General features: G+C 31.7%; 25 protein-coding genes. 12 read left to right on the top strand and 13 right to left on the bottom strand.

The features are described 5' to 3' along the window. Window positions 1-266: 266 nt before the first annotated feature. From DFQ10_RS07555 to DFQ10_RS07530, 6 genes are all read left to right on the top strand, one after another. Window positions 267-782 carry an outer membrane beta-barrel protein gene (locus DFQ10_RS07555; protein ID WP_115816794.1) on the top strand — a complete coding sequence of 172 codons (516 nt, stop codon included), beginning with the start codon at window positions 267-269 and terminating at the stop codon, window positions 780-782. 84 nt (window positions 783-866) lie between these two features. Then, window positions 867-1,433 (top strand): RNA polymerase sigma factor, encoded by a 567-nt coding sequence (locus DFQ10_RS07550; RefSeq protein WP_115816793.1) that lies wholly within the window; start codon window positions 867-869, stop codon window positions 1,431-1,433. Next, window positions 1,420-2,187 carry a hypothetical protein gene (locus DFQ10_RS07545; RefSeq protein WP_115816792.1) on the top strand — a complete coding sequence of 256 codons (768 nt, stop codon included), beginning with the start codon at window positions 1,420-1,422 and terminating at the stop codon, window positions 2,185-2,187. Before DFQ10_RS07550 ends, DFQ10_RS07545 begins: the two co-directional genes overlap by 14 nt. Before the next feature lie 20 nt (window positions 2,188-2,207). Then, window positions 2,208-3,266: a hypothetical protein gene (locus DFQ10_RS07540; RefSeq protein ID WP_147299191.1), complete on the top strand. Its 1,059-nt coding sequence runs from the start codon at window positions 2,208-2,210 to the stop codon at window positions 3,264-3,266. A gap of 226 nt (window positions 3,267-3,492) precedes the next feature. Beyond that, window positions 3,493-4,722, top strand: a complete 1,230-nt coding sequence (locus tag DFQ10_RS07535) for a class I SAM-dependent rRNA methyltransferase (RefSeq protein ID WP_115816790.1) — start codon at window positions 3,493-3,495, stop codon at window positions 4,720-4,722. Between the two features lie 175 nt (window positions 4,723-4,897). Beyond that, window positions 4,898-5,428: a hypothetical protein gene (locus DFQ10_RS07530; protein WP_147299190.1), complete on the top strand. Its 531-nt coding sequence runs from the start codon at window positions 4,898-4,900 to the stop codon at window positions 5,426-5,428. A gap of 173 nt (window positions 5,429-5,601) precedes the next feature. Here DFQ10_RS07530 and DFQ10_RS07525 read toward each other — a convergent pair whose 3' ends face one another. The 8 genes from DFQ10_RS07525 to DFQ10_RS07490 form a co-directional block, all read right to left on the bottom strand. After that, window positions 5,602-5,922: a YtxH domain-containing protein gene (locus tag DFQ10_RS07525; protein WP_115816788.1), complete on the bottom strand. Its 321-nt coding sequence runs from the start codon at window positions 5,920-5,922 to the stop codon at window positions 5,602-5,604. A gap of 127 nt (window positions 5,923-6,049) precedes the next feature. Continuing rightward, the gene (locus DFQ10_RS07520) at window positions 6,050-6,424 is read right to left on the bottom strand and encodes a VOC family protein (RefSeq protein WP_115816787.1); all 375 of its coding nucleotides are present in this window, start codon (window positions 6,422-6,424) and stop codon (window positions 6,050-6,052) included. Between the two features lie 46 nt (window positions 6,425-6,470). Next, window positions 6,471-7,169, bottom strand: a complete 699-nt coding sequence (locus DFQ10_RS07515) for a DNA alkylation repair protein (protein WP_115816786.1) — start codon at window positions 7,167-7,169, stop codon at window positions 6,471-6,473. A gap of 28 nt (window positions 7,170-7,197) precedes the next feature. Further along, a complete protein-coding gene (locus tag DFQ10_RS07510) occupies window positions 7,198-8,439 on the bottom strand; it encodes an RNA polymerase sigma factor (RefSeq protein ID WP_115816785.1) in 1,242 nt (413 codons plus the stop codon). Between the two features lie 6 nt (window positions 8,440-8,445). Then, window positions 8,446-8,793, bottom strand: coding sequence for a YciI family protein (locus tag DFQ10_RS07505; protein WP_115816784.1), 348 nt, complete (start codon window positions 8,791-8,793; stop codon window positions 8,446-8,448). A gap of 116 nt (window positions 8,794-8,909) precedes the next feature. Further along, complete coding sequence (locus DFQ10_RS07500; RefSeq protein WP_115816783.1) at window positions 8,910-9,344, bottom strand: hypothetical protein; 435 nt, start codon at window positions 9,342-9,344, stop codon at window positions 8,910-8,912. Continuing rightward, window positions 9,344-10,291: an NAD(P)H-dependent flavin oxidoreductase gene (locus DFQ10_RS07495; protein ID WP_115816782.1), complete on the bottom strand. Its 948-nt coding sequence runs from the start codon at window positions 10,289-10,291 to the stop codon at window positions 9,344-9,346. Before DFQ10_RS07495 ends, DFQ10_RS07500 begins: the two co-directional genes overlap by 1 nt. A gap of 58 nt (window positions 10,292-10,349) precedes the next feature. Next, window positions 10,350-10,991: an alpha/beta hydrolase gene (locus tag DFQ10_RS07490; protein ID WP_115816781.1), complete on the bottom strand. Its 642-nt coding sequence runs from the start codon at window positions 10,989-10,991 to the stop codon at window positions 10,350-10,352. 53 nt (window positions 10,992-11,044) lie between these two features. On the opposite strand from DFQ10_RS07490, the gene DFQ10_RS07485 reads away from it, so the two are divergent. Continuing rightward, entirely contained in the window at window positions 11,045-11,470 is a 426-nt protein-coding gene (locus DFQ10_RS07485; protein ID WP_115816780.1) for a PaaI family thioesterase, read from the top strand. A gap of 1 nt (window position 11,471) precedes the next feature. Next, window positions 11,472-12,587 carry a chorismate-binding protein gene (locus DFQ10_RS07480; protein ID WP_115816779.1) on the top strand — a complete coding sequence of 372 codons (1,116 nt, stop codon included), beginning with the start codon at window positions 11,472-11,474 and terminating at the stop codon, window positions 12,585-12,587. Here DFQ10_RS07480 and DFQ10_RS07475 read toward each other — a convergent pair. After that, the gene (locus DFQ10_RS07475) at window positions 12,584-13,156 is read right to left on the bottom strand and encodes a hypothetical protein (protein ID WP_115816778.1); all 573 of its coding nucleotides are present in this window, start codon (window positions 13,154-13,156) and stop codon (window positions 12,584-12,586) included. The two genes, DFQ10_RS07480 and DFQ10_RS07475, sit on opposite strands and share 4 nt — an antisense overlap. An 80-nt stretch (window positions 13,157-13,236) precedes the next feature. On the opposite strand from DFQ10_RS07475, the gene menD reads away from it, so the two are divergent. Together menD and DFQ10_RS07465 are read left to right on the top strand one after the other, a co-directional pair. After that, entirely contained in the window at window positions 13,237-14,997 is a 1,761-nt protein-coding gene (menD, locus tag DFQ10_RS07470) for a 2-succinyl-5-enolpyruvyl-6-hydroxy-3-cyclohexene-1-carboxylic-acid synthase (RefSeq protein WP_115816777.1), read from the top strand. Between the two features lie 104 nt (window positions 14,998-15,101). Next, window positions 15,102-15,443: a DUF2853 family protein gene (locus tag DFQ10_RS07465; RefSeq protein ID WP_115816776.1), complete on the top strand. Its 342-nt coding sequence runs from the start codon at window positions 15,102-15,104 to the stop codon at window positions 15,441-15,443. A gap of 82 nt (window positions 15,444-15,525) precedes the next feature. Here DFQ10_RS07465 and deoD read toward each other — a convergent pair whose 3' ends face one another. Continuing rightward, window positions 15,526-16,224, bottom strand: coding sequence for a purine-nucleoside phosphorylase (gene deoD / locus DFQ10_RS07460; RefSeq protein ID WP_115816775.1), 699 nt, complete (start codon window positions 16,222-16,224; stop codon window positions 15,526-15,528). Between the two features lie 199 nt (window positions 16,225-16,423). Continuing rightward, entirely contained in the window at window positions 16,424-17,086 is a 663-nt protein-coding gene (gene deoC, locus DFQ10_RS07455) for a deoxyribose-phosphate aldolase (RefSeq protein ID WP_115816774.1), read from the bottom strand. Window positions 17,087-17,415: 329 nt separating this feature from the next. On the opposite strand from deoC, the gene DFQ10_RS07450 reads away from it, so the two are divergent. Further along, a complete protein-coding gene (locus DFQ10_RS07450; protein ID WP_115816773.1) occupies window positions 17,416-18,030 on the top strand; it encodes an OmpW/AlkL family protein in 615 nt (204 codons plus the stop codon). Window positions 18,031-18,136: 106 nt separating this feature from the next. On the opposite strand, the gene DFQ10_RS07445 is transcribed toward DFQ10_RS07450, so the two are convergent. After that, window positions 18,137-19,000, bottom strand: a complete 864-nt coding sequence (locus DFQ10_RS07445; RefSeq protein ID WP_115816772.1) for a TraB/GumN family protein — start codon at window positions 18,998-19,000, stop codon at window positions 18,137-18,139. Window positions 19,001-19,121: 121 nt separating this feature from the next. On the opposite strand from DFQ10_RS07445, the gene mqo reads away from it, so the two are divergent. Then, the gene (gene mqo, locus DFQ10_RS07440; RefSeq protein ID WP_115816771.1) at window positions 19,122-20,609 is read left to right on the top strand and encodes a malate dehydrogenase (quinone); all 1,488 of its coding nucleotides are present in this window, start codon (window positions 19,122-19,124) and stop codon (window positions 20,607-20,609) included. 116 nt (window positions 20,610-20,725) lie between these two features. Here mqo and clpB read toward each other — a convergent pair whose 3' ends face one another. Further along, a complete protein-coding gene (clpB, locus tag DFQ10_RS07435) occupies window positions 20,726-23,332 on the bottom strand; it encodes an ATP-dependent chaperone ClpB (protein ID WP_115816770.1) in 2,607 nt (868 codons plus the stop codon). Window positions 23,333-23,357 lie beyond the last annotated feature (25 nt).

Here is a 23,357-nt window from a genome sequence, read left to right as displayed (position 1 = left end):
AGATTGTGTGAATCGCTTATTCCGAAATTGTTTCGGAATCTCTCATTGAGTACAAAGCTTGTAGTTGGAAGTTTGAAGAAACTGAAGACTAAATAATATGTAAAAAACGCAATCATTAATTTGGTTGCGTTTTTTTATTTGCATTTTTTTCAAACTTTTTTTAATTCTCATCCAACCCTTTTAGTTTTAAAAGCGTTTTTATTAATAGAAGCGAAAACTTAATTGAGCTTTAAACACTATTAATAATTATTTAAAAAACATGGATTATGAAAAAAGTAAACTACATTATTATTTTAGTCTTAATTTTAAGTAGCAATTTAATTATTGCTCAGGAGGAGAATGTGGAAACCTCAAAATTTACTTTCGGATTTTCATTAAGTGAACAATTGGTTGCTAAAGATTCTGGAGAAAACTTTGAAGTGTCTTTGGGTTATGCTATCAGTAATGATATGAGCATATATTTGTCAGCTGCAAATGCAACTATGAGAAGTAAAGCATTGGATAAAAACTATAAATTAGATAAATATGCCATTCAGGTCACTTATGATTTTGCTAAATCAGAAAGCACCAAACTCGAATCCATATTTGGATTTTCATATATTAATTTTGATAAAAAAATTCTTGAAGACGATAACAATGGACTAGGTATAGATTTAGGTATTCAAACCACTTTTAACTTAAAAAGTAGATTTAATTATGGTTTAAGAATTGTGTCTACATTTAGTAGTTTTTCGCCAGGTGGTATATTGAATGCAGGTATAATATTTAGATATAGAATTTAATATGATTAAGGTGTTGCCTATGGGCAAATCCGCCTTTAAATAATAATTAGACGAGAAAAAAATATAAATAACGAGCATTAAACAATGTCAAAACTAGTATCTATAAATCAAAACGTTAGTGAGCTGGTTGGATTAGCACAAAAATCCAATCAAAAAGCTCAACTAGCACTTTATGATACTTTTTCGGGAAAGATGCTTGGTGTTTGTAGGCAATACATTAAAGATTTGCAATTTGCAGAAGATGTTATGATTACATCATTTCATAAAGCATTTCAAAATATTAATAAATATGAACCTTATGGTAGTTTTGAAGGTTGGCTAAGACGGATTATGGTACGCGAATGTATTTCGTATTTAAGGATTCAGAAGAATAAATTTAATGTGGTAGAGATTGGAGATTACTATTTTACACAGCCAGTTTCAACAACGGATAATTCAACTTCCGAAATCATACAAAATGCAGTAGACCAACTTCCTATTGGTTGTAAAACCATCTTTAACCTTTATGTAATTGAAGGCTATAAGCATCGCGAAATTTCAGAACTATTAAATGTAAGTATAGGTACTTCAAAATCGCAGTTAGCACATGCTAAAAAGCTTTTAAAAAGTAGTCTTGCTAATTTAAATAATACAGAGAATGGAACCCAATAATATAGAAAAGTTAATTCAGGATAATTTTAAAGACAGAAGTATAGAGCCATCTGCGCAAGCTAGAGAACGCTTAATTGTGGCTTTAAACACTAAACCAAAAAAGAAGAAAAAACTTTGGATAAATTACGCTGTAGCTGCGTCTTTGATTTTAGGATTATTATTTGTTGGTGGAAAAATATTATTTAATGGCGGAGTTGTAGAACAACCTATTGAAATCAGTTTTGAGAAGGAATTACCTAAAATTCAGCAAGAGAAAACAACAGATCTAGTAAATCAAAATAATGTTATAGGAGTAGAAGAGCAGCAGGATTTTAAACAAGAAACTCAAACTATAAAACAGTCTAAAGTCGTTTCAAATTCTAAAGAAAAAGTCTCTAAAAATGAAATTGTAAAACAAGAGCTTAAAATTAATAAGGAAGATGAATTGCAGATAGAAAATCCTACCGTTATTATTGAAAAAAATCTTGTAAAAGTAAAAGAAACTGAAGGTATTGCAGAAGTAAAGTCGTCTAATCAATTTCAATACATAACAGCAGAGCAACTTTTAGAGTCAGCAAGGAAGGATAGTAGTTTGAATTTAATTCAGAATAAAAAACAGTTATCAGATTCTTATTTGGATTCTGATCAACTTTTACTTGAAATGGAAAAGGAATTATTCGACGAAAAAAACAAAAGCATTTTTAAGAAAGCAGGTAAGCAGCTTAAGCAACTAAACGAAGCTGTTGCCAACAGAAATTACGAACACAATAATTAATCACTTAAAACTATTTTATTATGAAGCAGACAATTTTAATATTTGCCATGTTATGTTGTGCGCCATATTTAATGGCACAGACCAATACTTTTGAAGAAAAAGCAGCAATTATAGCTTCAAGAATTGATTCTATTACAACTTCAGAAAAAAGTACCTTAAAAAAAGAGCTGAAGAAGATTGATAAGAAGGTTGAAAAAAATGAGATGACTTCAGAAGCAGCTGAAATAGAAAAAAGGAAACTAGCAAGTTACCATGCAAAGCGGATTAATGATGCTGTTTTTATTGAAGAACAAAAGCTACAAGCGTTAATTAAAAATAAAGTTAGTGGTAAATTGGATATTAATGACGAAGAAAACGAACGTAATAGATCATTGATAACCGTTTTTGAAGACGAAAATTTTTATAAGGATTCCATTAGTGGTTTAGAAGTAGAAAAACGGTTCACTACCCAATTTGTGTTTGCTTTAGGGATGAACACCATTTTAAATGGTGGTGATTATTATGGAAAAGGGTTTAAAGTGAATCCTTTAGGTTATGGTGAATTAGGTTTTACTTTTAAATATAGACTTAAAGAACAAACCAACCTTTGGAATTTAAAATTTGGAATATCAATGATGACAGATGATATAAGACCTAAGGAAGATAATGATATATTGGTGACTAATGGAGACCAAACGACGCTTGAAGATATTGGTTTTGATTTAAAAAAATCGAGACTTAATAATTTATCATTTGCAATTCCGGTACATTTAGAATTAGACTTTTCAAAGCCGCAATACCATAAGAAAACAGAGCAAACTTATTTGCGTTCTCAGCGTGGCTTTAGATTAGGTCTTGGTGGGTTTTTCTCTGTAAGAACTCATACATCTCAATTTATTAAATATAAAGCGGACGGTAAAGATATAAAGCGAACAGAAATACATGATTTTAATATGAATCGTTTTAATTTTGGACCAAGTTTTTATGTAGGTTATAGAGATGTGAGTCTTTATGCTAAATATGATGTAAATCCAGTATTTGAGAATAATCCAGAAGATATAAATACACTTTCAATTGGCTTAAGGTTAGATCTTAATTAGAATATAAATCTAATATTAAAGTTTGTAAAATAAACGCAATCACTTGAGAAATGCTTAAGTTGATTGCGTTTTTATTGAATTATGGATGTTCGGTTTTTATGTTAATATTTCAATTTTATTATTGTGGTTTTTATAACAATTATAATGAGGAATGTGTTTAACTGATAACATCAATTTTGGATATTATTAATAGAAGTTTCGTACTTTCGAAGTCTAATATATAAGCATGTCTTTTTCATATCTTAAACCCACTTTATATACGCCAAAACGATTAGCCGTAAAGCTTAATGCAAAAGGCGAGCAGTTTGTTGTAAAAGGGCATCCTTGGGTGTTTTCTAACAGTATTGTAAAAATAAACGACGATGCCAATACTGGTGATTTGGCTATTATTTTTAGTAAGAATAAGAATAAAGTTGTAGGCTTAGGACTTTATGATGCGGAATCTCCAATTAGAATTAAGATCATTCATAATGCGGAAACAAAAGTTGAGATTAATTCAGCATTTTTTCATCATAAAATAGAAGTCGCTTTAGAGAAGCGGTCAGAATTACTTCAAACCAATACCAACAGTTACCGTTTATTATTTGGCGAGAATGATGGTTTCCCAGGGTTTATAGCAGATGTTTATGACAACGTATTAGTTGTAAAATTATATTCGGAAATTTGGTTACCATATTTAGAACCTATTTTAGAGAGTTTACAGCAAATTTCGAATGCTAAAACGGTTGTAATGCGTTTAAGCAGGAATTTACAAAACAGTAAAAATCATAATTTTAAAGATGGTGAAGTTATCTTTGGTACTCTTGAAAATCAAGTTGTTGAGTTTGTAGAGCATGATGTGAAATTTTCGGCAAATGTGATTAAAGGCCATAAAACTGGTTATTTTTTAGATCATAGAGCGAATAGAAGACGTGTGGGCATTTTAAGTAAGGGTAAATCTGTATTAGATGTGTTTTCTTATGCTGGAGGATTTTCTGTACACGCATTGGCTAATGGTGCAACCGAAGTCACGAGTTTGGATATTAGTAAACAAGCCTTAGATATGGCTCGCGAAAACGGAAAACTTAATGCGTATTCTGGTCAACACAAAACCATCTCTGGTGATGCTTTTGAAGAAATGAAAGGCCTCATAAAGAAAGGAAAAACCTACGATGTTGTGGTTATTGATCCGCCAAGTTTTGCTAAGCAACAATCTGAAATTGACCTAGCGAAAAAGAAATATGCACAATTAGCTGAGCTAGGTGAGCAGCTTACTTCAAAAAATGGACTTTTAGTTTTAGCATCTTGCTCATCGAGAGTATTAGCAGAAGATTTCTTTGATTTAAATGAACGTGTTTTAAACGCACAATCTCGACTTTTTGAAACTGAGCTTAAAACCAAACACGATAGTGATCATCCTATTGCATTTGCTGAAGGTGCTTATTTAAAATGTGGTTATTATCGTTTTTTGGAATAAGTAAACCAACCATAAACTGTAGTTTGTATCATTATGAATTTCAGTATTTACGAGATTTAAATCCCATTGTTAGTAATTCAACGATTATTTATGCAATTGAAAGAAAATTGACTTAGACATAAAATGTTTCTCAATGTTAAATTTATATTCGTATTTAAATTTAACAAAATTTAACATGAAAAAACTTAGTTTATTATTTTTATTATGCATTTCAATTGCAGTATTATCTTGTTCTTCAGATGATAGTGATTCAACTCCAGAAATAAGTGAAGAAGCAGTATTAGGAACTTGGATTGGTGTCGATGTTAACTACACAAGTACTTCAACAATTAATTTAGGAGGCGAATCTTTTGTTACTACTACAGTTGGTGAAGGTTACGATGTAGATTACACGATTACATTTAATGAAAACCCTCAAACGTTTTTAAGCGAAGGTTCATATAGTGCAGAATTAACAGTAACCTCATTTGGGCAAACACAAGTGCAAAATGTAGAAAATTATGAGTTTGGGATAAATGGTGAATGGAGTTTAGTTGGTAATCAATTATCTATTACAAATGATGAAGGTGAAGATGCTATATACACTATAGAATTTTTATCAAATGGATTGATTCAACTAACAGCTTTGGTTGAGGATACAATTATTCAAAACGGTATAGAAACGGATATAGTGGCGAATACAATTACAACATACGAAAGACAATAGATGTAAAAAATATTTTTGTATAATATAGAAAGCCTAGTTAAAACTAGGCTTTCTTATTTAAAAAGAATGTATTCCTCTAAAAATAATGATAGGAATGAACGAGTATTCTCTGAATTTTATAACGAATCGTTATGAGATTATCACGTATTGTGACCTGACAATGATTATTTATTTTAACTCGTTTTCTGTAGCTTCTTATTCTTTTCTTTAAGAATTGCTAATTGCTTTTCTATAAATGTAATAGCTTGTTCTGTTTTGTAACTAGATTTAGAAGTAAATTCTTCCATATCTTTTTTAAATTTTTCTTTGCCAGAAGCTACTGCCTTAGTTAGGTCATCTTTGACTTCTGCTAAATCGCTAGACAATTGGTCTTTTATATCCTTGCCTTCTTTTTTAAATTTATCCCTTGTTTCACTTCCTTTTTCTGGTGCTAACAAAACACCTGCTGCTGCTCCTAATAATACTCCTAATACTACGGCTCCTTTATTTATCATAACTTTTTTCTTTTAATTAAACGTGTTTATTTATAGGTCTAAAAATAGACTACTTTGTTACAAACAATTTTAGTGCCAAGTGTTTAGAGTGATAATAAAGACCTAAAACTTTAGTCTTTCTTGTAGATTATTTGACTTTAGTATTAAATTCACCAAAATGCCAAAGTATGCCAGAAGGGTCATGTAAGAAGAATTCGTTTCCCCAATCATTATAAACAATTTCGGAACATCTTACATGGTCATATTTCTCAGTTATACCACTATTTTTAAGCTTTTGTAAATGATGTTGAACATTATCAACTTCTAGAAAAACCATAGTATTATCTATCCAATCTTTTGCGTAATAGTCTTGTAAATAAAAGGCGAATTCTCCTGTTTTAAATGCAGACATATTATGAGAAATAACAAATTCTTCAAATCCTAAATCTTTATAAAATTCTCTTGAAAGATTGTAATCTTTTGAACCTATGAATGGTCTTATGGATTTTGGTTTTAGTGTCATATATCTTATATTATAGAATAATTAGTGGTCGTTAAATTTTAGAAATCTAAAACCTATAAATAGCTCTCGGATAATCAGACATTCTAATGCCTTCCTTTTGCAATTCGGCTAACGCATTTTTGGCTATCCATTGGGCAGATTTACTTTCAAATTCTAGAAGTTTATTAGCGACTTCTATGGCTTTATGATTGAGGTCTATATTTCGTTTTCCTATGTTTCTTAACGCCCAATTTACGGCTTTTTTCACATAGAGCCTCTCGTCATGGGCTTCGCGTTTTATAATTGAGAAAAATTGTTCAAATAAGTTGTTATCTGAAGTTTTATCTGCCATACAATACGATGCTAAAGTGGCAAATGCTGCTCTTTTTTCAAACTCTGGTTCTCTTTGTGACCATTCTAATATTTTTGCAAGAGCAAAGTTACTTTTTGAAAACAAACCCATACAAAAGCTGTCACATATTTCCCAATTCTCAAAGGTCTTTACCCATTTTTCCATGAGCTCCTCTGTAACATCTTTGGGGTTAAATAGTTTACTACATAATAAGCGCGCTTCGTAAATTTCACTATCAAAAAGCTGTAAAGCGAGTGTATTGTCTACACCTATTTCTTTAGCCATTACTTTTAAATCTTTATGATAAATGCCTAACGAATTATTTGAGATAATGCCAAACTTCTTCGCTTTAAAAGCTACTTTATCCTTGTCTTCTAGGTCATAAAGCGCTTCTATAATTTCTTTGCAGGTCATTTAGTCAATTTTATTTCTCAAGTGGTTGTTATAAAGATTTCAAAATCTCCTTTTTCTTCAATAAATACGCTTTCTCTAAGGTATTAGTTACAGTATTTAAAGCCAAATCAATTTGTAATAAAGCTTCATCAAAATTATCGGTTTCGGCATAATAATCCGCTTTAGCCGCATAATATAAATACGCGCGTTGCTCTAAATCTTCTGGTTTTAGTTGTTTCAAATACATATTTGCTATTTTATAATCCTTAGTCTGCATTGAAATAACTGCCATGGTTAGCAAGTGCGATGCCATAGGTTGTAAAGTATACAAGGCTTTGTACCACTGTAAAATTTTGTTCCAATTGGTGTCTTCAAATCTTTTAGCTTTTAAGTGTTCGGCAGCAATCGCAGCTTCATAATGGTAGCATGAAAACTCTTTTGTTTCAACGGCTTTATACATCATGGAATTCCCAAGTTGTATTAATGGAAAATGCCATAAGCTTCTATCTTGTTGTTTTAAATCTAGTACTTCGTTATTTAGGTTTGTTTTGGCTTCTAATCTTGCCGAATGAAAACACATCAAAGCAAAAAGCGCATAACATTCTGGTAATTGAGTTTGTAGATGGTTGAGCAATAATTTACATAAACGTAAAGCTTCACCACATAAATCTTCTCTAATTAATTGGTCTTTACTGTTAGAGTGAAAACCTTCATTAAAAATAAGATATAACACTTCTAATACGGTATCTAAGCGTTCTTGTAAGTCTTTGCCTTGCGGAATATTGAATTGTAAATTGGCTGATTTAATCGCTTTGCGAGCACGTAATAATCGTTTTTTAATTGTTTCTTCTTTGGTGAGTAATGCGGAAGCAATTTCTTTAATACTGAATCCAGAAACGGTTTTTAAAGCAAATGAAATGCGGTCTCTAGGATCTAATTTAGGATGGCAAGCCGTAAATATCATTCTGAGCTGTGCATCTTCTATTTCTGCATCTAAAAACAACTCATTAATAGCAATAGAATCAGTGCCTTGCGTAATATGTAGACTGTTATTTTTTTGAGCTTTTAAGGTTCTAAAAATATCTAGAACTCTATTCTTAGCGGCCTTTGTTAACCACGCTTCAGGATATTCTGGCTGTTCTTTTCTCCAAGACAAGCTCGCTTTTATAAAGGTATCTTGAACGGCATCTTCAATAATATCGAGATGCTGTAGTCCAAATATTCGTGTTAAAACAGAGACCATCTTTCCACTGTGATGGCGAAAAAGATGGTCTATTAGTTTTGGTTCCATTAACGGTTATTGATCGAATACCATAATTTCACGAATTTCTACTGTGTTTCCTAAATCATAATCAGGAAAATCCTTTGCAATCTCTTGAACTGCATCAAAATCCTTAGCTTTTATCAAATAAAATCCACCGACTATTTCTTTGACTTCCGCAGAAGTTAAGTCGGTAACAGTTCTGTCTTTACCAGTAATACGTCTAATTTGTGGTGTTAAGGCTTCACCCCCTTTTAAAATACCTGCTTGTTCCATTTTGGCTCCCCAAGCAAACCATTTTTCCATTCGGCTTTGTAACTCTTCTGGAGACATGCCTAAATCAACATACTCTTTACCAACGAAAATCATCATAAAATCTTTCATAATTTTTAAAATTTAATAGTTATATCCTTATGACGTTTACCAAAAGATAAAAGAGGACAATTATTACATAAAAATTTGAAATAAATATATAGACTTTTTTCTAAAGTAGTATAATATTAATTAAAAGGTAAGGTATTTGGCGTGTAGTAATATTGAAATTCTACAACTTCACCTGTCTCTAAAGTATCGCGACCTATAAGATAATAGCTTTCTCCAACATGGTTACTAAAATATGATTTCGCTGCATGAAATGTAATTACATCACCTGGTTGATATTGTTTTACAGACTTCACATCTTCATCGTTATAATTAGAATCATCATTAACCTCTAAACTGTAATGACTAAAACGTAAGTTGTCTTTATGCCAACGAAGCGTACTAACAGTTTTTAGTTGATGTGGTTTGTTTAAAAAAGACACGTAAGGTTCTTCATTTGAAATGTCTTTTTTAGATTCATACAAAATGAAAGCAAGTACGACGGTAATAAAAAGAAAACCTAAAACACCAATGGTAATAACACCATACTTAATGGTCTTTGAAGTTATAGCCATTAATTAACCAAATTATCTACAATAGCTTTTACAGGAAGAATTTCTTTAGTATGCTCAATACTTGGGCCTGCAACCCAAACCGTTTTATAAGTGGCTTTTTTAGCAGCATTTTCGGTAGCTCTCATTCCTATTGAAAAACGAATCATTTTTACCCATTTTTTAAGGCTTTTATTCTTATTCAAGAGATTTTCTAGCCATGTCGCCTTTGTTCCTATTTTCTGAACATAAGGTGTATTAATTACTGTACATGGAGTACCAGAAATTCGCTCCGTCATTATAATATCTTTTTCACCATAATCTACGCAAGCTTGTTTATATTCGTCTGTAACTCCAGCTTCAATAGAAGCAATAAACGGACTTCCAACTGAAACTCCTTCAGCTCCATAACTCAACATTTTATCAATATCCGCTTTACAGCCAACACCTCCTGCTGATATTACAGGTATGGTTAATGCTTTGCTTAATTGGTTGGTTAATGCTTCAGGAGATAAATTTCCTCTATGTCCACCAGCTTCATTATTTACGGCAATTGCAGCATCTGCTCCTAGTTGTTCAACTTTTTTGGCAAACCTTAAATCGGTAACATCACAGAAGACCTTAATACCAACGGCATGTGCTTGGAAAATGGTTTCTTCCGGACTTCCTAAAGAGGTGATAATAAAATCACAGCCTTCTTGGCAAATAACTTCTAATTGGGCTTTATATTTAACGTTAGACTTGTTTACAATTAAGTTAAAACCAAAAGAACCCCCTTCAACTTTATTAGCTTTCAGTTCTTTTATCGCTGCTCTTAATTCGTCTAAAGTTCTGTAATTAAGTGCAGGAATACAACCAGCAATTCCCGCTTTCATTGCTTCTGTTACCATAGCAACATTAGAGACCAAGAACATTGGTGCTTGAATTATTGGGTATTTGATGTGAAGTAGTGCGGTTAGTTTGGTAGTCATAATTCTTTTAGTTTTCAATTACAAATATAATGAATTTTGTTATGCGTGCATAATAGTTTTATGAAACTAAATTATTTATGAAGTCTACGTTAACTACATGTTTTCCATTAAAAGATGTAATAGAAATTTTATCTCCAAACAAATCCTTAGCTTTTTCGGATTCTAATTGCATTCTATTTTCGTCTAAATATTCATCTTCCGTACCATAAACCAATTTTACTTTTGTGTCTTTAGCTAAATACGCAAAATCTTTGGGTATTAATTCTTTTGGTATGCCACCAGAATGGATTACAATTTGATTGCATTGTAATTGTCGTTTGGCTAAATATCGTAAAGCGACACTAACTCCTTGTGAATATCCAAAAACTATGAAATTGATTTCTGCAGGAATATTTTCGGCTTCTAAAACGGCATCAAAATAGTTAACAATATTTTCTGTTCCAGCAGCTGTATTATCTCTAGTTAACCAATTGGCTCCAACATGCATTCTAGGTTGTATGTAATATTTACTTGGCGCTTGTGGTGCAATGATGTAATTCTCTTCGGGATTTAAGTGTTTAAAATACCTCAAAAAATAACGACTCATATAACCCATTCCGTGGCAAACCAACCAAACCGTTTTTGTTTGATTAGTAAGTGTGTTTAATGTAGAGTAGGAGTTGCTGGTTTTATAAGTAATTTCTTTCTCTTGTGAATTCATTATTCTTTGTGGTTTCTTTATCTTTGTTTTCAAGATTAAAAATACAGTATTCTATGCAATTATCTAAAGAAGACATGTTAGCAAAAGCTAATTCAGCAAGTAAAAATACATTAATGGAAACGTTAAGTATTGAAATTGTGGATTTTGGCGATGATTTTTTAGTGGCAAGAATGCCAGTAACTCCAAAAGTACATCAACCAGATGGTGTTTTGCATGGTGGAGCAACAGCAGCTTTAGCAGAAAGTGTAGGTAGTTTTGCGTCACATATTTTTATAGATACCGAAAAATTCTTTATTCGTGGTTTAGAGATTACAGCAAATCATGTAAAAAGTATAAGTGAAGGTTTTGTTTATGCAAAAGCTACGTTTTTACATAAAGGACGTACCACACAATTGCTAGACATTAGAGTGACAGATGAATCAAATAATTTAATTTCTATTTGTAGATTATCTACGATTTCACTTCCAAAAAAGAAATAAAATGAGTTCTAGTTCTTTTTTTGAAGCGATAGAGCAACAATATGCACTAAATTTACCTTTTGTGGTGTATAGCAGGCCAATTAACTCTGTGATTAAATGTTGGTTACAACAAGATGATGAACTTTATAAAACAGAAACGTTTACAGAAAGCGGTTTTGTATTCGCTCCTTTTAATCTCGAAGAAAAAAGCATACTGTTTCCTAAAGAATTTTGTTCTTATTCCGAAATAAATATAGATGCATTAGATATTGAGATTATAGAATCGACTCAAAATATTCCTAATGAAAATGATAAACTTCAACATATAGAATTAGTTTCAAAAGGAATAGACAACATTAAAACTAAAGATTTAAAAAAAGTAGTTTTATCGCGATGTGTAACGAAATCCCTTCAAAATAGTAATCCAATAACGATTTTTAAAAGACTTTTTAACGCCTATAAAAATGCGATGGTTTACTGTTGGTTTCATCCAAAAGTTGGTTTATGGATTGGTGCCACACCAGAATTGTTATTTAAAGTAGAAGGAAAGCGATTAACTACAATTTCATTAGCAGGAACGCAAGCTTTTAAGGAAAATGAAACGGTAAATTGGACAACAAAAGAAGTTGAAGAGCAACAGATTGTTACCGATTATATTACAAAAGAAATTACTCCTTTTACAAAAATGATAAACGTTTCTGATGTTGATACCGTAAGAGCAGGAAACCTATTACATCTTAAAACCAGAATTATTAGTGTGATAAAAGATAAAGCCAAATTGAAATCTATAATTGATGCTTTGCATCCAACACCTGCAGTTTGCGGTTTTCCAAAAGTTGATGCAAAAGATTTTATTCTTCAGCATGAAAATTATAATCGCGAATTCTATACTGGCTTCTTAGGCGAATTAAACTTAAAACAAAACACTACAAGAAATACAAACAGACGTAATGTTGAGAACAATGCGTATGCTGTAGTGAAAACGCAATCTAATTTCTATGTGAATTTACGTTGCATGCAACTAAAAGCATCTTCAGCACATATTTATGTAGGTGGAGGCATCACAAAAGATTCTAACCCAGAAAAAGAATGGGAAGAAACAGTTAATAAAGCTGAAACGATGTTAAAAGTAATTTAATTGAAATCGTATGAGTCTAATTCAAAAATAACAAAACCGCTGTCAGTTTTAATTTGTCCTACTTCGTGATTCCACATTAGTAACGTTTCGTTAATAACACTCGTTGACGTTTTCTTGTAAACATCGCAAACAAATGTTCCTGCAGGTACAGTAATTACAGCATCAATTTCTATGACCTCAGTAGTAGAAACCGTTCCATCATTTTTTGTATAAGTGAAAACATCACCTAATTCTGCATTTATTTTATAAACTCTGTTGTAACCATCGTTGTCAGCAGCATCATTTGCATCTGTCCATAAATAACCGTCTTCTTGTTTCCAGTTGTTTGAAATATTTCCATTTGGTGTGGTTATTAGTACTTCCATACCAGAATTTCCACAACCTATAAGTTCATTTTCTACTTGACCAGCATCAAAACCGAATTGAGTAGCATTCATAGTCCATTTGTTGCCTTCTACCATAAAAGGAATATCGAAATCACAAGCATTTTGAGATCCGTTAGAATCATCATCTGATGAACAAGAGAATAATAAAACTATTGCTAAAAGTGGAAATAAGATTTTTTTCATGAGAAAAGTATTACGGTTTATGAGATGCAAATAAAGGTATAATTTTTTAATTACATTAATATAACTCTTATTTTTGCTTTATGAACTACTCAAAAATACCCTTATCGCAAACTGTAACGACCTTATGTAAAACGCATAATATAAAGCATATTGTTATTTCTCCAGGTAGTAGAAATGCACCATTAACTATTGGTTTTACGCACGATGATTTTTTTAATTGTTACAGTATTGTAGATGAACGTTGTGCAGCATTTTTTGCTTTAGGCATAGCGCAACAATTACAAGAACCCGTAGCTGTAGTTTGTACATCTGGTAGTGCATTGTTAAATTATTATCCTGCCATTGCAGAAGCTTATTACAGTCATATACCCTTGGTGGTTTTATCTGCAGATAGACCAAAACATTTAATTGATGTAGGAGATGGACAAACCATAAAACAACAAAATATTTATGGTGAGCATATTTTGTACAGTGCCAACTTAAAACTCGATTTAAGGAAAACAGAGAATCAAAAACCTGAAGAAGAATTACCTATCATTAAAAGTATAGAAAATAAGCTTGAACGTTTTTTAGGGCTACAAAAAGACATACAGACCTATAATGAATCTGAAATCCATGATGCATTAACGATTTCTAAATTGAAATTTGGACCTGTGCATATTAATATTCCATTTGACGAACCTTTATATGAAACGGTAAATGAATTAGTCATAAACCCAAAGCCTTTTAAAATTGAAACACGACAAGAAAAAGTTGATGATTTTGAAATTAAGAGTTTAGTTGATGTTTGGCAGAGTGCAAAGCGAAAAATGATTTTAGTTGGTGTTTTACAACCTAATTCTATAGAGGAAAAGTGGCTACAAGAAATTGCTGATGATGATAGTATTATTGTCTTTACAGAAACAACGTCTAACTTGCATCATCCAGATTTTTTCCCAGGAATTGATAAAATGATTGCACCTTTGAATGAAGAGGATTTTAAGGCTCTTCAACCAGACATATTGCTAACATTTGGTGGTTTGGTGGTTTCAAAAAAAATAAAAGTATTTTTAAGAACTTATAAACCAGAACATCATTGGCATGTTGGATTATTTAAGGCTAATGATACTTTTTTCTGTTTAGATAAGCATTTAAAATTGCGACCTAATACGTTTTTAGCTGCTTTTTTACCTCAAGTAACGCATCATACAAAAAGTAATTATAAATTAACTTGGCTTACTGTACGCCAGAAAAGACGAAAAATGCACGAGCTGTATTTAGATGATCTTCCTTTTTCTGATTTTACAGTTTTTAACTCGGTTTTAAAAAGTTTACCAAAACAAAGCGTATTGCAAGTAGGTAATAGTTCTGCTATTCGCTATACACAATTATTTCATGTGTCTAAAAGTGTTTCTGTTTTTTGTAATAGAGGTACAAGTGGCATTGATGGAAGTACAAGCACAGCGATAGGAGCTTCAATTGCAACTGAGCAAAGAACAACTTTTATTACAGGAGATTTAAGCTTCTTTTACGATAGTAATGCACTCTGGAATAACTATATTCCTAAAACGTTTAGAATTATAGTTATTAATAATGAAGGTGGTGGCATTTTTAGAATCTTACCAGGACATAAGGACACCAATAATTTTGATACTTTTTTTGAAACCAAGCATCATTTATCTGCAAAGCAACTCTGTGAAATGTACGGTTTTAAATATAAAGTGGCTAAAGACCAAAATGAAACAATTACGCAATTAAATGAATTTTATAAGGTTTCTAAACAACCTGTTTTGTTAGAAATTTTTACTCCTTCAAAAATTAATGATAAGATACTTTTAGAATATTTCAAGTTTATAAAATAAACGATGTGAAAATCATGGTAATATGTGACTTTTTCACTTTTTGTGTTTCTAAAAAATAGTTACCTTTATGAAAACTAATTTATTAACTTAAAACATATATTAACATGAGTAAAAGAGATGATTTAATTGTAAAGTACGCAGCAGATCTAAAAGATAAGTGTGGTGTTACTGCAGACATGGATTTATTAACTAAAGTAACTATAGGTTTAGGTCCTTCAATTTATAATGCAGATTCTTCTACAGTATCTGGTTCTGACGCAAAAGAATTGGCTACAGTTAAGAATAACTTTTTAATTAAGAAATTAGGATTAACAGATAGTCCTGATTTAGATAAAGCAATTGATGCTGTTATTGAAAAATACGGTAGATCTAACAGAACTAAGTATAGAGTAGTTGTTTATTATTTATTAGCAAAACACTTCAAAAAAGAAGGTATTTACTCATAAATAAGTATAAATATTATAAAAAAAACGCTGTAATTATTTAATTACAGCGTTTTTTTATGTGTTTAATTTTATGATTTAAATCTTAAGCCAATTCTAAAGCGACCTCAATCATACTTTTAAAAGTGGTTTCTCGATCTTTACTTGTTGTACTTTCTCCAGTAACTAAAGAGTCTGAAATTGTGAGTATAGCTAAAGCATTTACATTGTGTTTGGCAGCAACGGTATATAAACCTGCAGCTTCCATTTCTACGCATAGCACACCAAATTTAGACCACTTTTTATAGGCTTCTTTATTATCTTCATAAAATTCATCAGAAGATAGAACGTTACCAGCTTTAATAGGAATGTTTTTTTGTTTAGCAGCTTCTACGGCTTTCATAAATAATTCAAAATTTGCAGTTGGAGCATAATCTGCACCACCAAATCTCAATTCATTAACACCAGAAGTAGAAGAAGCAGCCATGGCTAACACCACATCTCTTAATTTTACATTTTCTTGATAAGAGCCAGCACTACCAACCCTAATAAGGTTTTTCACACCATATTCTGTAATAAGTTCGTTGGCATAAATGGAGATGCTAGGAACTCCCATGCCAGTTCCCATTGTAGAAATCCGCTTGCCTTTATAAGTCCCAGTATAACCAAACATGCCTCTTACTTTATTAAAGCATATTGGATTTTCAAAAAATGTTTCAGCTATCCATTTTGCTCTTAATGGATCACCTGGAAGTAAAATAGTTTCTGCGATTTCGCCTTTCTTGGCTTCAATATGTACACTCATAGTACAAAGTTAAACAAAGAAGTGATTTAAACTTTTTATTGTGCTGCAAATTTTTACTTTATATCTTTATTTTAAGTTTTTGCTTTGCATCAAGAATAAAACTTTAGTGTAAAGCAAATTCAAAAAGTTTCTTTGAGATAAAAAAACTAATTTGTTAAAGCAACAGAACAATGAGTTAAATCACTTCTATGTAATTTATTTAGTACTGAGCATTAGATAATTGATTGTTCATCATGGCAACACCAGCTGAAGCTCCAATTCTATCTGCACCAACTTCTATGTATTTTAGAGCTGTTTCTACATCTCTAATACCACCAGAAGCTTTTACTTTTAGTTGATTTCTAACCGTTTTTCTCATGATTTTAATAGCAGTTAACGTCGCACCACTTTTAGAGAATCCTGTAGAGGTTTTTACAAAATCAGCTTTAGCATCAATACAGATCTCACAAGCTTTTACAATTTCGTTTTTAGAAAGTTCACTTATTTCTAGTATGACTTTGAGAGTGGTAAGACCAATTGCACGTTTTACAGCACTAATATCTTTTAATACTGCTAGGTGGTTTTTACTTTTTAAACGTCCAATATTCATTACCATATCAATTTCTGTAGCACCTTGATCAATGGCATTTTTGGCTTCAAATACTTTAGCTTCTGTAGACATGGCTCCTAATGGAAATCCAACTACGGCACAGACTTTAATGTTAGATCTTCCTAAAGCTTGTTTAGCAAGATAAACATTACTACTGTTAACGCAAACAGAGTAAAAATTATATTTTAAAGCTTCTTCGCAAAGTTTTAGTATATCGGATTCAGTTGCCGATGCACTTAGTAAGGTATGGTCTATGTAGCGGTTTAATTCCATTTTTTTATGTTAGGGGTTTTTAGGCAATAAAATTCTATTGTAATTCTCTACAAGTAGAGGGATTACTCACAAGTTAATAAATGTCCTTAAGTTTCGTTGGAATTAAATAGCTCGACAAAATTAATGATTTATCCGTTAAAAAGTATATAAAATTCGAAATTTTATGATGCATTTCATCGAATAATTGTATTTGAGCTTATAAATAATTGTAGTTCAGAAAATTATTTTCTTGTGTTTTTCGGTTTAACATTAAGTTTTAACCTATGACTTTTGTCAGTCTTTAACTTTTTTATGAATTATAAATTTGTCGAAATTTAAAAACAAATCTCATGAAAAATTTATTATTATTTATTTTATTAATTGGTTTTACTTTCAGTATTAATGCACAAGAAGACACGTCTTCAGCAGATTATAGCAAATGGCAGGCTCGTTTTAGAGTTATTTCTGTAATACCATCTCCTGGTGATGATATTAGTGGAGCTGATGTTGATATTAGTACGGCTTTTGTTCCGGAATTAGACTTTACATATTTCTTTACTAAGAATATTGCTGCAGAATTAATTTTAGCAACTACAAAACATGATGTTGAATTAGAAAATGGAGCAGATTTAGGACACGTGTGGTTATTACCTCCAACTTTAAATTTACAATATCATTTTTATGCAGGAGATTTTAAACCTTATGTTGGTGCAGGTGTAAACTATACTTTCTTTTATGGTGAAGATGAAGGAGATGTTGCTGGTATGGATTATGAAAATACATTTGGATTTTCTTTACAAGCTGGTATAGATTATAACTTAACTGATAAGTGGTTCTTAAACTTTGATATTAAAAAACTGTTCTTATCAACAGATGTTGATGTTGATACAGGTGAAGGTGTATTACCAGTAGAGGTAGATATTAATCCATTAGTGATTGGATTAGGTGTAGGTATGAAATTTTAAAAGAATAAAACTTTAAATAAACAAAAAATGAGCTCAATATTTGAGCTCATTTTTTTTGTTTTATATATTATGCTAAGTTTATATCTAAATTTTAGATAGTATTAGATTATTCCATAATGGCACTAACGGTATAACCAGCTTCTCTAAGTAGGTTAATAACTCCAAATTCTCCTGCTAAATGACCTGCGCCAACACCAAAAAAAGTAGGTTGCTCAATTGCATATTCACTAATTTTAGGGATCCAGTTTTTATTTCTATTTATTAATAACTTGTCTTGATGCTTATTTACAGAAGAAGATTCGTCATCATTCATCATTGCAATCAATGCCTCTATATTTTCATCTTTATAGATGTCTAACATTTCTTTAAACGTTTCTCTATCTTTTTGTAAATTATCTTTTGCTGTTTTTAATAAGTCAGCAACTTGGTCTTCATAAGGAATATCGTCAAAAACTTTCATCTGGTCCTCAATAGTTTCTAAACCATTAATGTCCTCTTTTTGCTCAGTAGCCACAGCCATAAGCTCTTGCTCAAAAGATTGCATTGGACAGTCTAACATTTTTGGATAAAGCATGGCAATTAAGAAAAAAGGCTTAATGTTTTCTACCATTTTTAGAGGCATACCAACTTCATTTGTTATTAATGAGTCTATAATGGCATAATCTTCTTTAGAGACTAAATCGCTAATTTTTTTACCGTCTTTCATGTACATGCCTCCCATCATTTTGGTTTGCATTGATGGATCGTCCATATCTATTTCTAAAACCACTTGAGATGTTTCATCTAGTGCTTTCTTTACATCGTCTTCTATGGTGGCATCACAAGTAATATGAATGGTTCCAAAAATGTAAGATGGTTTTTCTAAACCATTTCCTTCAATTTTCCAAAGTGTTGAATTTTCTAATTTTTGCGCATTTATAGATATAACACTGAATATTGAAAGTAGTACTGTAGTGATTAAATTTTTCATTCTTATGTTTTATTGATTACAATACATTAGACATAAAACTTTAAAATTAGTTACAGATTAATTAGAATAAAATACATATTCCTAATTCTCTGTTTATATTTAGGCTTCAAATAGAACAAGAATGACGAAAAAGATAGAAACAAATGTAGAATACGATTTAATTTGTGTTGGTGGTGGAATAATGAGTGCCACCTTAGCGTTAATCTCTAAAATTTTACAACCAGAATTAAAAGTACTTATTGTTGAAAGATTAGATACTGTTGCACAAGAAAGTTCTGCAGCATGGAATAATGCAGGCACAGGGCATTCAGCTTTATGTGAATTAAATTATTGTCCACAAGAGGAAAATGGTTCGGTATCTATAAAAAAAGCCATTGAAATTTGTAAGCAGTTTGAAGTTTCAAAACAGTTTTGGTCGTTTTTAGTTGAAGAAGGACTCATTGATAATCCTGAAGATTTTATTAAAAATGTACCTCATCATAGTTGGGTGACAGGTAAAGAGAATTCAGATTATTTAGAAGCTCGTTTTAAAGCGTTTAAAGAACACTATTTGTTCGATTCTATAGAGTTTACTAGAGATATTGATAAAATGAAATCTTGGTTTCCATTAATAGCTGAAGAAAGATCTAGTGAAGAAGAAATGGCAGCATCTCGCATTGAAAGAGGCGCAGAAGTGAATTATGGAAATCTTACAAAACAACTTTTTCATATTCTAGAAACTAAATATAATACACCAGTTCACTGCAATATGGAAGTGCAAGATGTCGATCCAAGTCCTGATATTGATTGGACAGTTGAATTAAAAGATTTAAAAACAAAAGAGGAACATCATATAGAGTCTAAACATGTTTTTATTGGAGCAGGAGGTGCAAGTTTATTATTGCTTCAAAAAGTTGAAATAGAGGAGAAGGAAGGTTATGGCGGATTTCCGGTAAGTGGTGAATGGTTAGTTTGTAGAAATGAAGCTATTATTAAGCAACATAACGCAAAAGTTTATAGCAAAGCAGGACCAAATGATCCACCAATGTCTACACCACATTTAGATACAAGATATATAGATGGTAAGCGTGAGTTGTTATTTGGTCCTTTCGCAGGTTTTAGTCCTAAATTTTTAAAAGAAGGTTCTAATTTCGATTTATTAAAATCTATTCAATTCGATAACTTATCACCAATGCTTGGTGCTTTTTGGCATAATTTGCCATTAACCAAATATTTGGTAGAGCAGGTGAGTATGAACCATGATGATCGTATGGATGAATTGAGAAAGTTTTACAAAAATGCCAAAAGTGAAGATTGGGTATTGCTTGTGGCTGGTCAACGTGTTCAAATTATTAAAAAAGATGAATATGAAGGCGGAAAACTTCAATTTGGAACAGAAGTCGTGAGTAGTAAAAACGGCAGTATTACGTGTCTTTTAGGTGCTTCACCAGGTGCTTCTACAGCAACTCATGTAATGATGAGTGTTTTAGAAAAAGCATTTCCTGAGATTCTTATTTCAGAAAAAGGAAAACAATTATTGCGTAAAATGTTACCAATGTACAATACTGAATTAACCAAAGAATTGTTTGAAGTTCAACTTGAAAAATCCAAGAAAGCATTAAAGTTATAACGGTATAATTATAAAAAGGAAGAGCAACACTCCTTTCAAGCGCTTGAAATTTGTGTTGCTCTTAACCAACCAATCATTATATAGACTGTTTCTACCCTAAAGTGTTACAGTCTTCTTTATAATTCTTCTGTTACTAAATCCCCTTGATTTCTAAAGACTAACTGTCCATCGAATTCATCAAGTAAAATGATACTGTCTGTCGTTACTTTTCCTGCTAATATTTCTTTACTTAGCTGGTTTAATACATCTTTTTGTATCACTCGTTTTACAGGTCTTGCACCATATTCAGGATTATATCCTTTATCTGCCAAATAACCTACAGCTTCAGGTGTAGCATCAAATGTAATACCTTGTTTTGCAATCATTTTAGTGATGCTTTTAAGTTGTAAACCTACAATATCAACAATATTTTGTTTAGATAATGGTGTAAACATAATAGTGTCATCAATTCGGTTTAAGAACTCTGGTCTTACGGTTTGTTTTAATAATGCTAAAACCTCTATTCTTGCAGCTTCAATGGCTGAAGGAATATCCTTAGTCGCTTCAAAACGGTCTTGAATAATATCACTTCCCATATTTGAAGTCATAATTATAATGGTGTTTTTAAAGTCAGCAACTCTACCTTTATTATCTGTTAAACGACCTTCATCTAATACTTGTAATAAAATATTAAAAGTATCTGGATGCGCTTTTTCAATTTCATCTAACAAGACAACAGAATAAGGTTTACGTCGCACAGCTTCTGTTAACTGTCCACCTTCATCATATCCAACGTATCCTGGAGGCGCACCAACCAATCGGCTTACGGCATGACGTTCTTGATATTCACTCATATCAATACGAGTCATAGAATTTTCGTCATCAAAAAGGTATTCAGCTAAAGCTTTTGCTAATTCCGTTTTACCAACACCAGTTGTTCCTAAAAATAAGAAGGTCCCAATTGGTTTTTGCGGATTTTGTAGTCCAGCTCTCGAGCGACGTACAGCATCACTAACCGCCTCAATAGCTTCTTCTTGTCCGACAACACGTTTGTGTAATTCGTCTTCCAGTTTTAGTAATTTTTCACGATCACTTTGAAGCATTTTAGTTACAGGTATTCCTGTCCATTTAGCAACAACATCTGCAATATCCTCATAGGTTACTTCTTCTTTTATTAGCGATGTATCTTGTTGCTCTGCTAATTCTTTTTGAAATTTTTCAAGTTTTTCTGTAGCGTCTTTAATTTTTCCGTATCTGATTTCGGCTACTTTTCCATAATCACCATCACGTTCTGCACGTTCAGCTTCAATTTTAAAGTTTTCAATTTCTTCTTTTATATTCTGAACGTTATCAACCACTTCTTTTTCAGACATCCATTTGGCATTCAGCTCATTTCGTTCTTCTTTAAGATTAGCTAAATCAGCCTTTAAAGCTTTTAATTTAGTTTCATCTTTTTCACGTTTAATAGCTTCATGTTCAATTTCTAGCTGCATTATTTTACGGTCTAAAACATCTAATTCTTCTGGTTTAGAATTGATTTCCATTCGTAATTTAGAAGCAGCCTCATCCATTAAGTCAATCGCTTTATCCGGAAGGAAACGATTGGTGATATAACGTTGTGATAATTCCACAGCACCTATAATGGCTTCATCTTTAATTTGAACCTTGTGATGCGCTTCATACTTTTCTTTAATACCACGAAGAATAGAAATGGCACTTTCGGTATCTGGCTCATCTACCTTTACCATTTGAAAACGACGCTCTAAAGCTTTGTCTTGCTCAAAGTATTTTTGATACTCATCTAAGGTAGTTGCACCAATAGCTCTTAATTCGCCACGTGCTAAAGCAGGTTTTAGAATGTTTGCAGCATCCATTGCACCTTGTCCACCACCAGCACCTACAAGTGTATGAATCTCGTCGATAAATAATACGATATCGCCATCGCTTTCTGTAACCTCTTTGATTACGGCTTTAAGTCGCTCTTCAAATTCACCTTTAAATTTTGCACCTGCAATTAAAGAACCCATATCTAAAGCAAAAATTTGCTTGTCTTTTAAGTTCTCAGGAATATCTCCATCTATAATTCTGTGTGCTAAACCTTCAGCAATAGCTGTTTTACCTGTTCCAGGTTCACCAACTAAAATCGGATTGTTTTTTGTTCTACGAGATAAAATTTGAAGGATTCTTCTAATTTCTTCATCTCTACCAATCACAGGATCTAATTTGCCATCTCGTGCTAATTGATTTAAGTTTTTAGCATACTTATTAAGTGAGTTATAAGTTTCTTCTTGACTTTGAGATGTTACTCTGTCACCTTTTCTTAATTCTTCAATCGACGCATTTAAACCTTTTTCAGTAACACCTTGATCTTTTAAGATTTGAGCGATTTTACTTTTAGATTTAAAAATAGCTAAAACTAAATGTTCAATAGAAACATAGTCATCATTCATTTTTTTAGCGATGATTGATGCTTCGTTTAACGTTTTACTAGCATCACGAGAGAGCATAATATCTCCTCCAGATACTTTAGGAAAACTTTCGAGTTCTTTGTCTAATATTTGTTGTAGCATTGGAATATTAACATTCAACTTTTTAAGTAGAAATGGTAATACGTTTTCATCAACATTAAAGAGCGCTTTAAAAATGTGCTCGTTTTCTATTTGTTGATGACCAAAACCTTGAGCAAGCTGCTGAGCTTGCTGTATCGCTTCTTGCGATTTAATGGTATAGTTATTAAAATTCATCTTTTATTGTTTTTATAATTAATTT

This window comes from Winogradskyella eximia (genome assembly GCF_003386165.1).
GTDB classification, from domain to species: Bacteria; Bacteroidota; Bacteroidia; order Flavobacteriales; family Flavobacteriaceae; genus Winogradskyella; species Winogradskyella eximia.
This window is presented reverse-complemented; position numbering and strand designations above follow the sequence as displayed.

Excerpts from the sequence above, each read along its gene's own strand:
- DFQ10_RS07535 (WP_115816790.1), top strand. The coding sequence starts at position 3,493 with ATGTCTTTTTCATATCTTAAACCCACTTTATATACGCCAAAACGATTA.
- DFQ10_RS07505 (WP_115816784.1), bottom strand. The coding sequence starts at position 8,793 with ATGAAAGATTTTATGATGATTTTCGTTGGTAAAGAGTATGTTGATTTA.
- DFQ10_RS07465 (WP_115816776.1), top strand. The coding sequence starts at position 15,102 with ATGAGTAAAAGAGATGATTTAATTGTAAAGTACGCAGCAGATCTAAAA.
- DFQ10_RS07555 (WP_115816794.1), top strand. The coding sequence starts at position 267 with ATGAAAAAAGTAAACTACATTATTATTTTAGTCTTAATTTTAAGTAGC.
- DFQ10_RS07480 (WP_115816779.1), top strand. The coding sequence starts at position 11,472 with ATGAGTTCTAGTTCTTTTTTTGAAGCGATAGAGCAACAATATGCACTA.
- DFQ10_RS07445 (WP_115816772.1), bottom strand. The coding sequence starts at position 19,000 with ATGAAAAATTTAATCACTACAGTACTACTTTCAATATTCAGTGTTATA.
- DFQ10_RS07520 (WP_115816787.1), bottom strand. The coding sequence starts at position 6,424 with ATGACACTAAAACCAAAATCCATAAGACCATTCATAGGTTCAAAAGAT.
- DFQ10_RS07550 (WP_115816793.1), top strand. The coding sequence starts at position 867 with ATGTCAAAACTAGTATCTATAAATCAAAACGTTAGTGAGCTGGTTGGA.
- DFQ10_RS07490 (WP_115816781.1), bottom strand. The coding sequence starts at position 10,991 with ATGAATTCACAAGAGAAAGAAATTACTTATAAAACCAGCAACTCCTAC.
- deoC (WP_115816774.1), bottom strand. The coding sequence starts at position 17,086 with ATGGAATTAAACCGCTACATAGACCATACCTTACTAAGTGCATCGGCA.
- DFQ10_RS07545 (WP_115816792.1), top strand. The coding sequence starts at position 1,420 with ATGGAACCCAATAATATAGAAAAGTTAATTCAGGATAATTTTAAAGAC.
- DFQ10_RS07475 (WP_115816778.1), bottom strand. The coding sequence starts at position 13,156 with ATGAAAAAAATCTTATTTCCACTTTTAGCAATAGTTTTATTATTCTCT.
- DFQ10_RS07450 (WP_115816773.1), top strand. The coding sequence starts at position 17,416 with ATGAAAAATTTATTATTATTTATTTTATTAATTGGTTTTACTTTCAGT.
- mqo (WP_115816771.1), top strand. The coding sequence starts at position 19,122 with ATGACGAAAAAGATAGAAACAAATGTAGAATACGATTTAATTTGTGTT.
- DFQ10_RS07485 (WP_115816780.1), top strand. The coding sequence starts at position 11,045 with ATGCAATTATCTAAAGAAGACATGTTAGCAAAAGCTAATTCAGCAAGT.
- DFQ10_RS07500 (WP_115816783.1), bottom strand. The coding sequence starts at position 9,344 with ATGGCTATAACTTCAAAGACCATTAAGTATGGTGTTATTACCATTGGT.
- DFQ10_RS07495 (WP_115816782.1), bottom strand. The coding sequence starts at position 10,291 with ATGACTACCAAACTAACCGCACTACTTCACATCAAATACCCAATAATT.
- DFQ10_RS07510 (WP_115816785.1), bottom strand. The coding sequence starts at position 8,439 with ATGGAACCAAAACTAATAGACCATCTTTTTCGCCATCACAGTGGAAAG.
- deoD (WP_115816775.1), bottom strand. The coding sequence starts at position 16,224 with ATGAGTGTACATATTGAAGCCAAGAAAGGCGAAATCGCAGAAACTATT.
- DFQ10_RS07540 (WP_147299191.1), top strand. The coding sequence starts at position 2,208 with ATGAAGCAGACAATTTTAATATTTGCCATGTTATGTTGTGCGCCATAT.
- DFQ10_RS07530 (WP_147299190.1), top strand. The coding sequence starts at position 4,898 with ATGAAAAAACTTAGTTTATTATTTTTATTATGCATTTCAATTGCAGTA.
- clpB (WP_115816770.1), bottom strand. The coding sequence starts at position 23,332 with ATGAATTTTAATAACTATACCATTAAATCGCAAGAAGCGATACAGCAA.
- DFQ10_RS07515 (WP_115816786.1), bottom strand. The coding sequence starts at position 7,169 with ATGACCTGCAAAGAAATTATAGAAGCGCTTTATGACCTAGAAGACAAG.
- DFQ10_RS07525 (WP_115816788.1), bottom strand. The coding sequence starts at position 5,922 with ATGATAAATAAAGGAGCCGTAGTATTAGGAGTATTATTAGGAGCAGCA.
- menD (WP_115816777.1), top strand. The coding sequence starts at position 13,237 with ATGAACTACTCAAAAATACCCTTATCGCAAACTGTAACGACCTTATGT.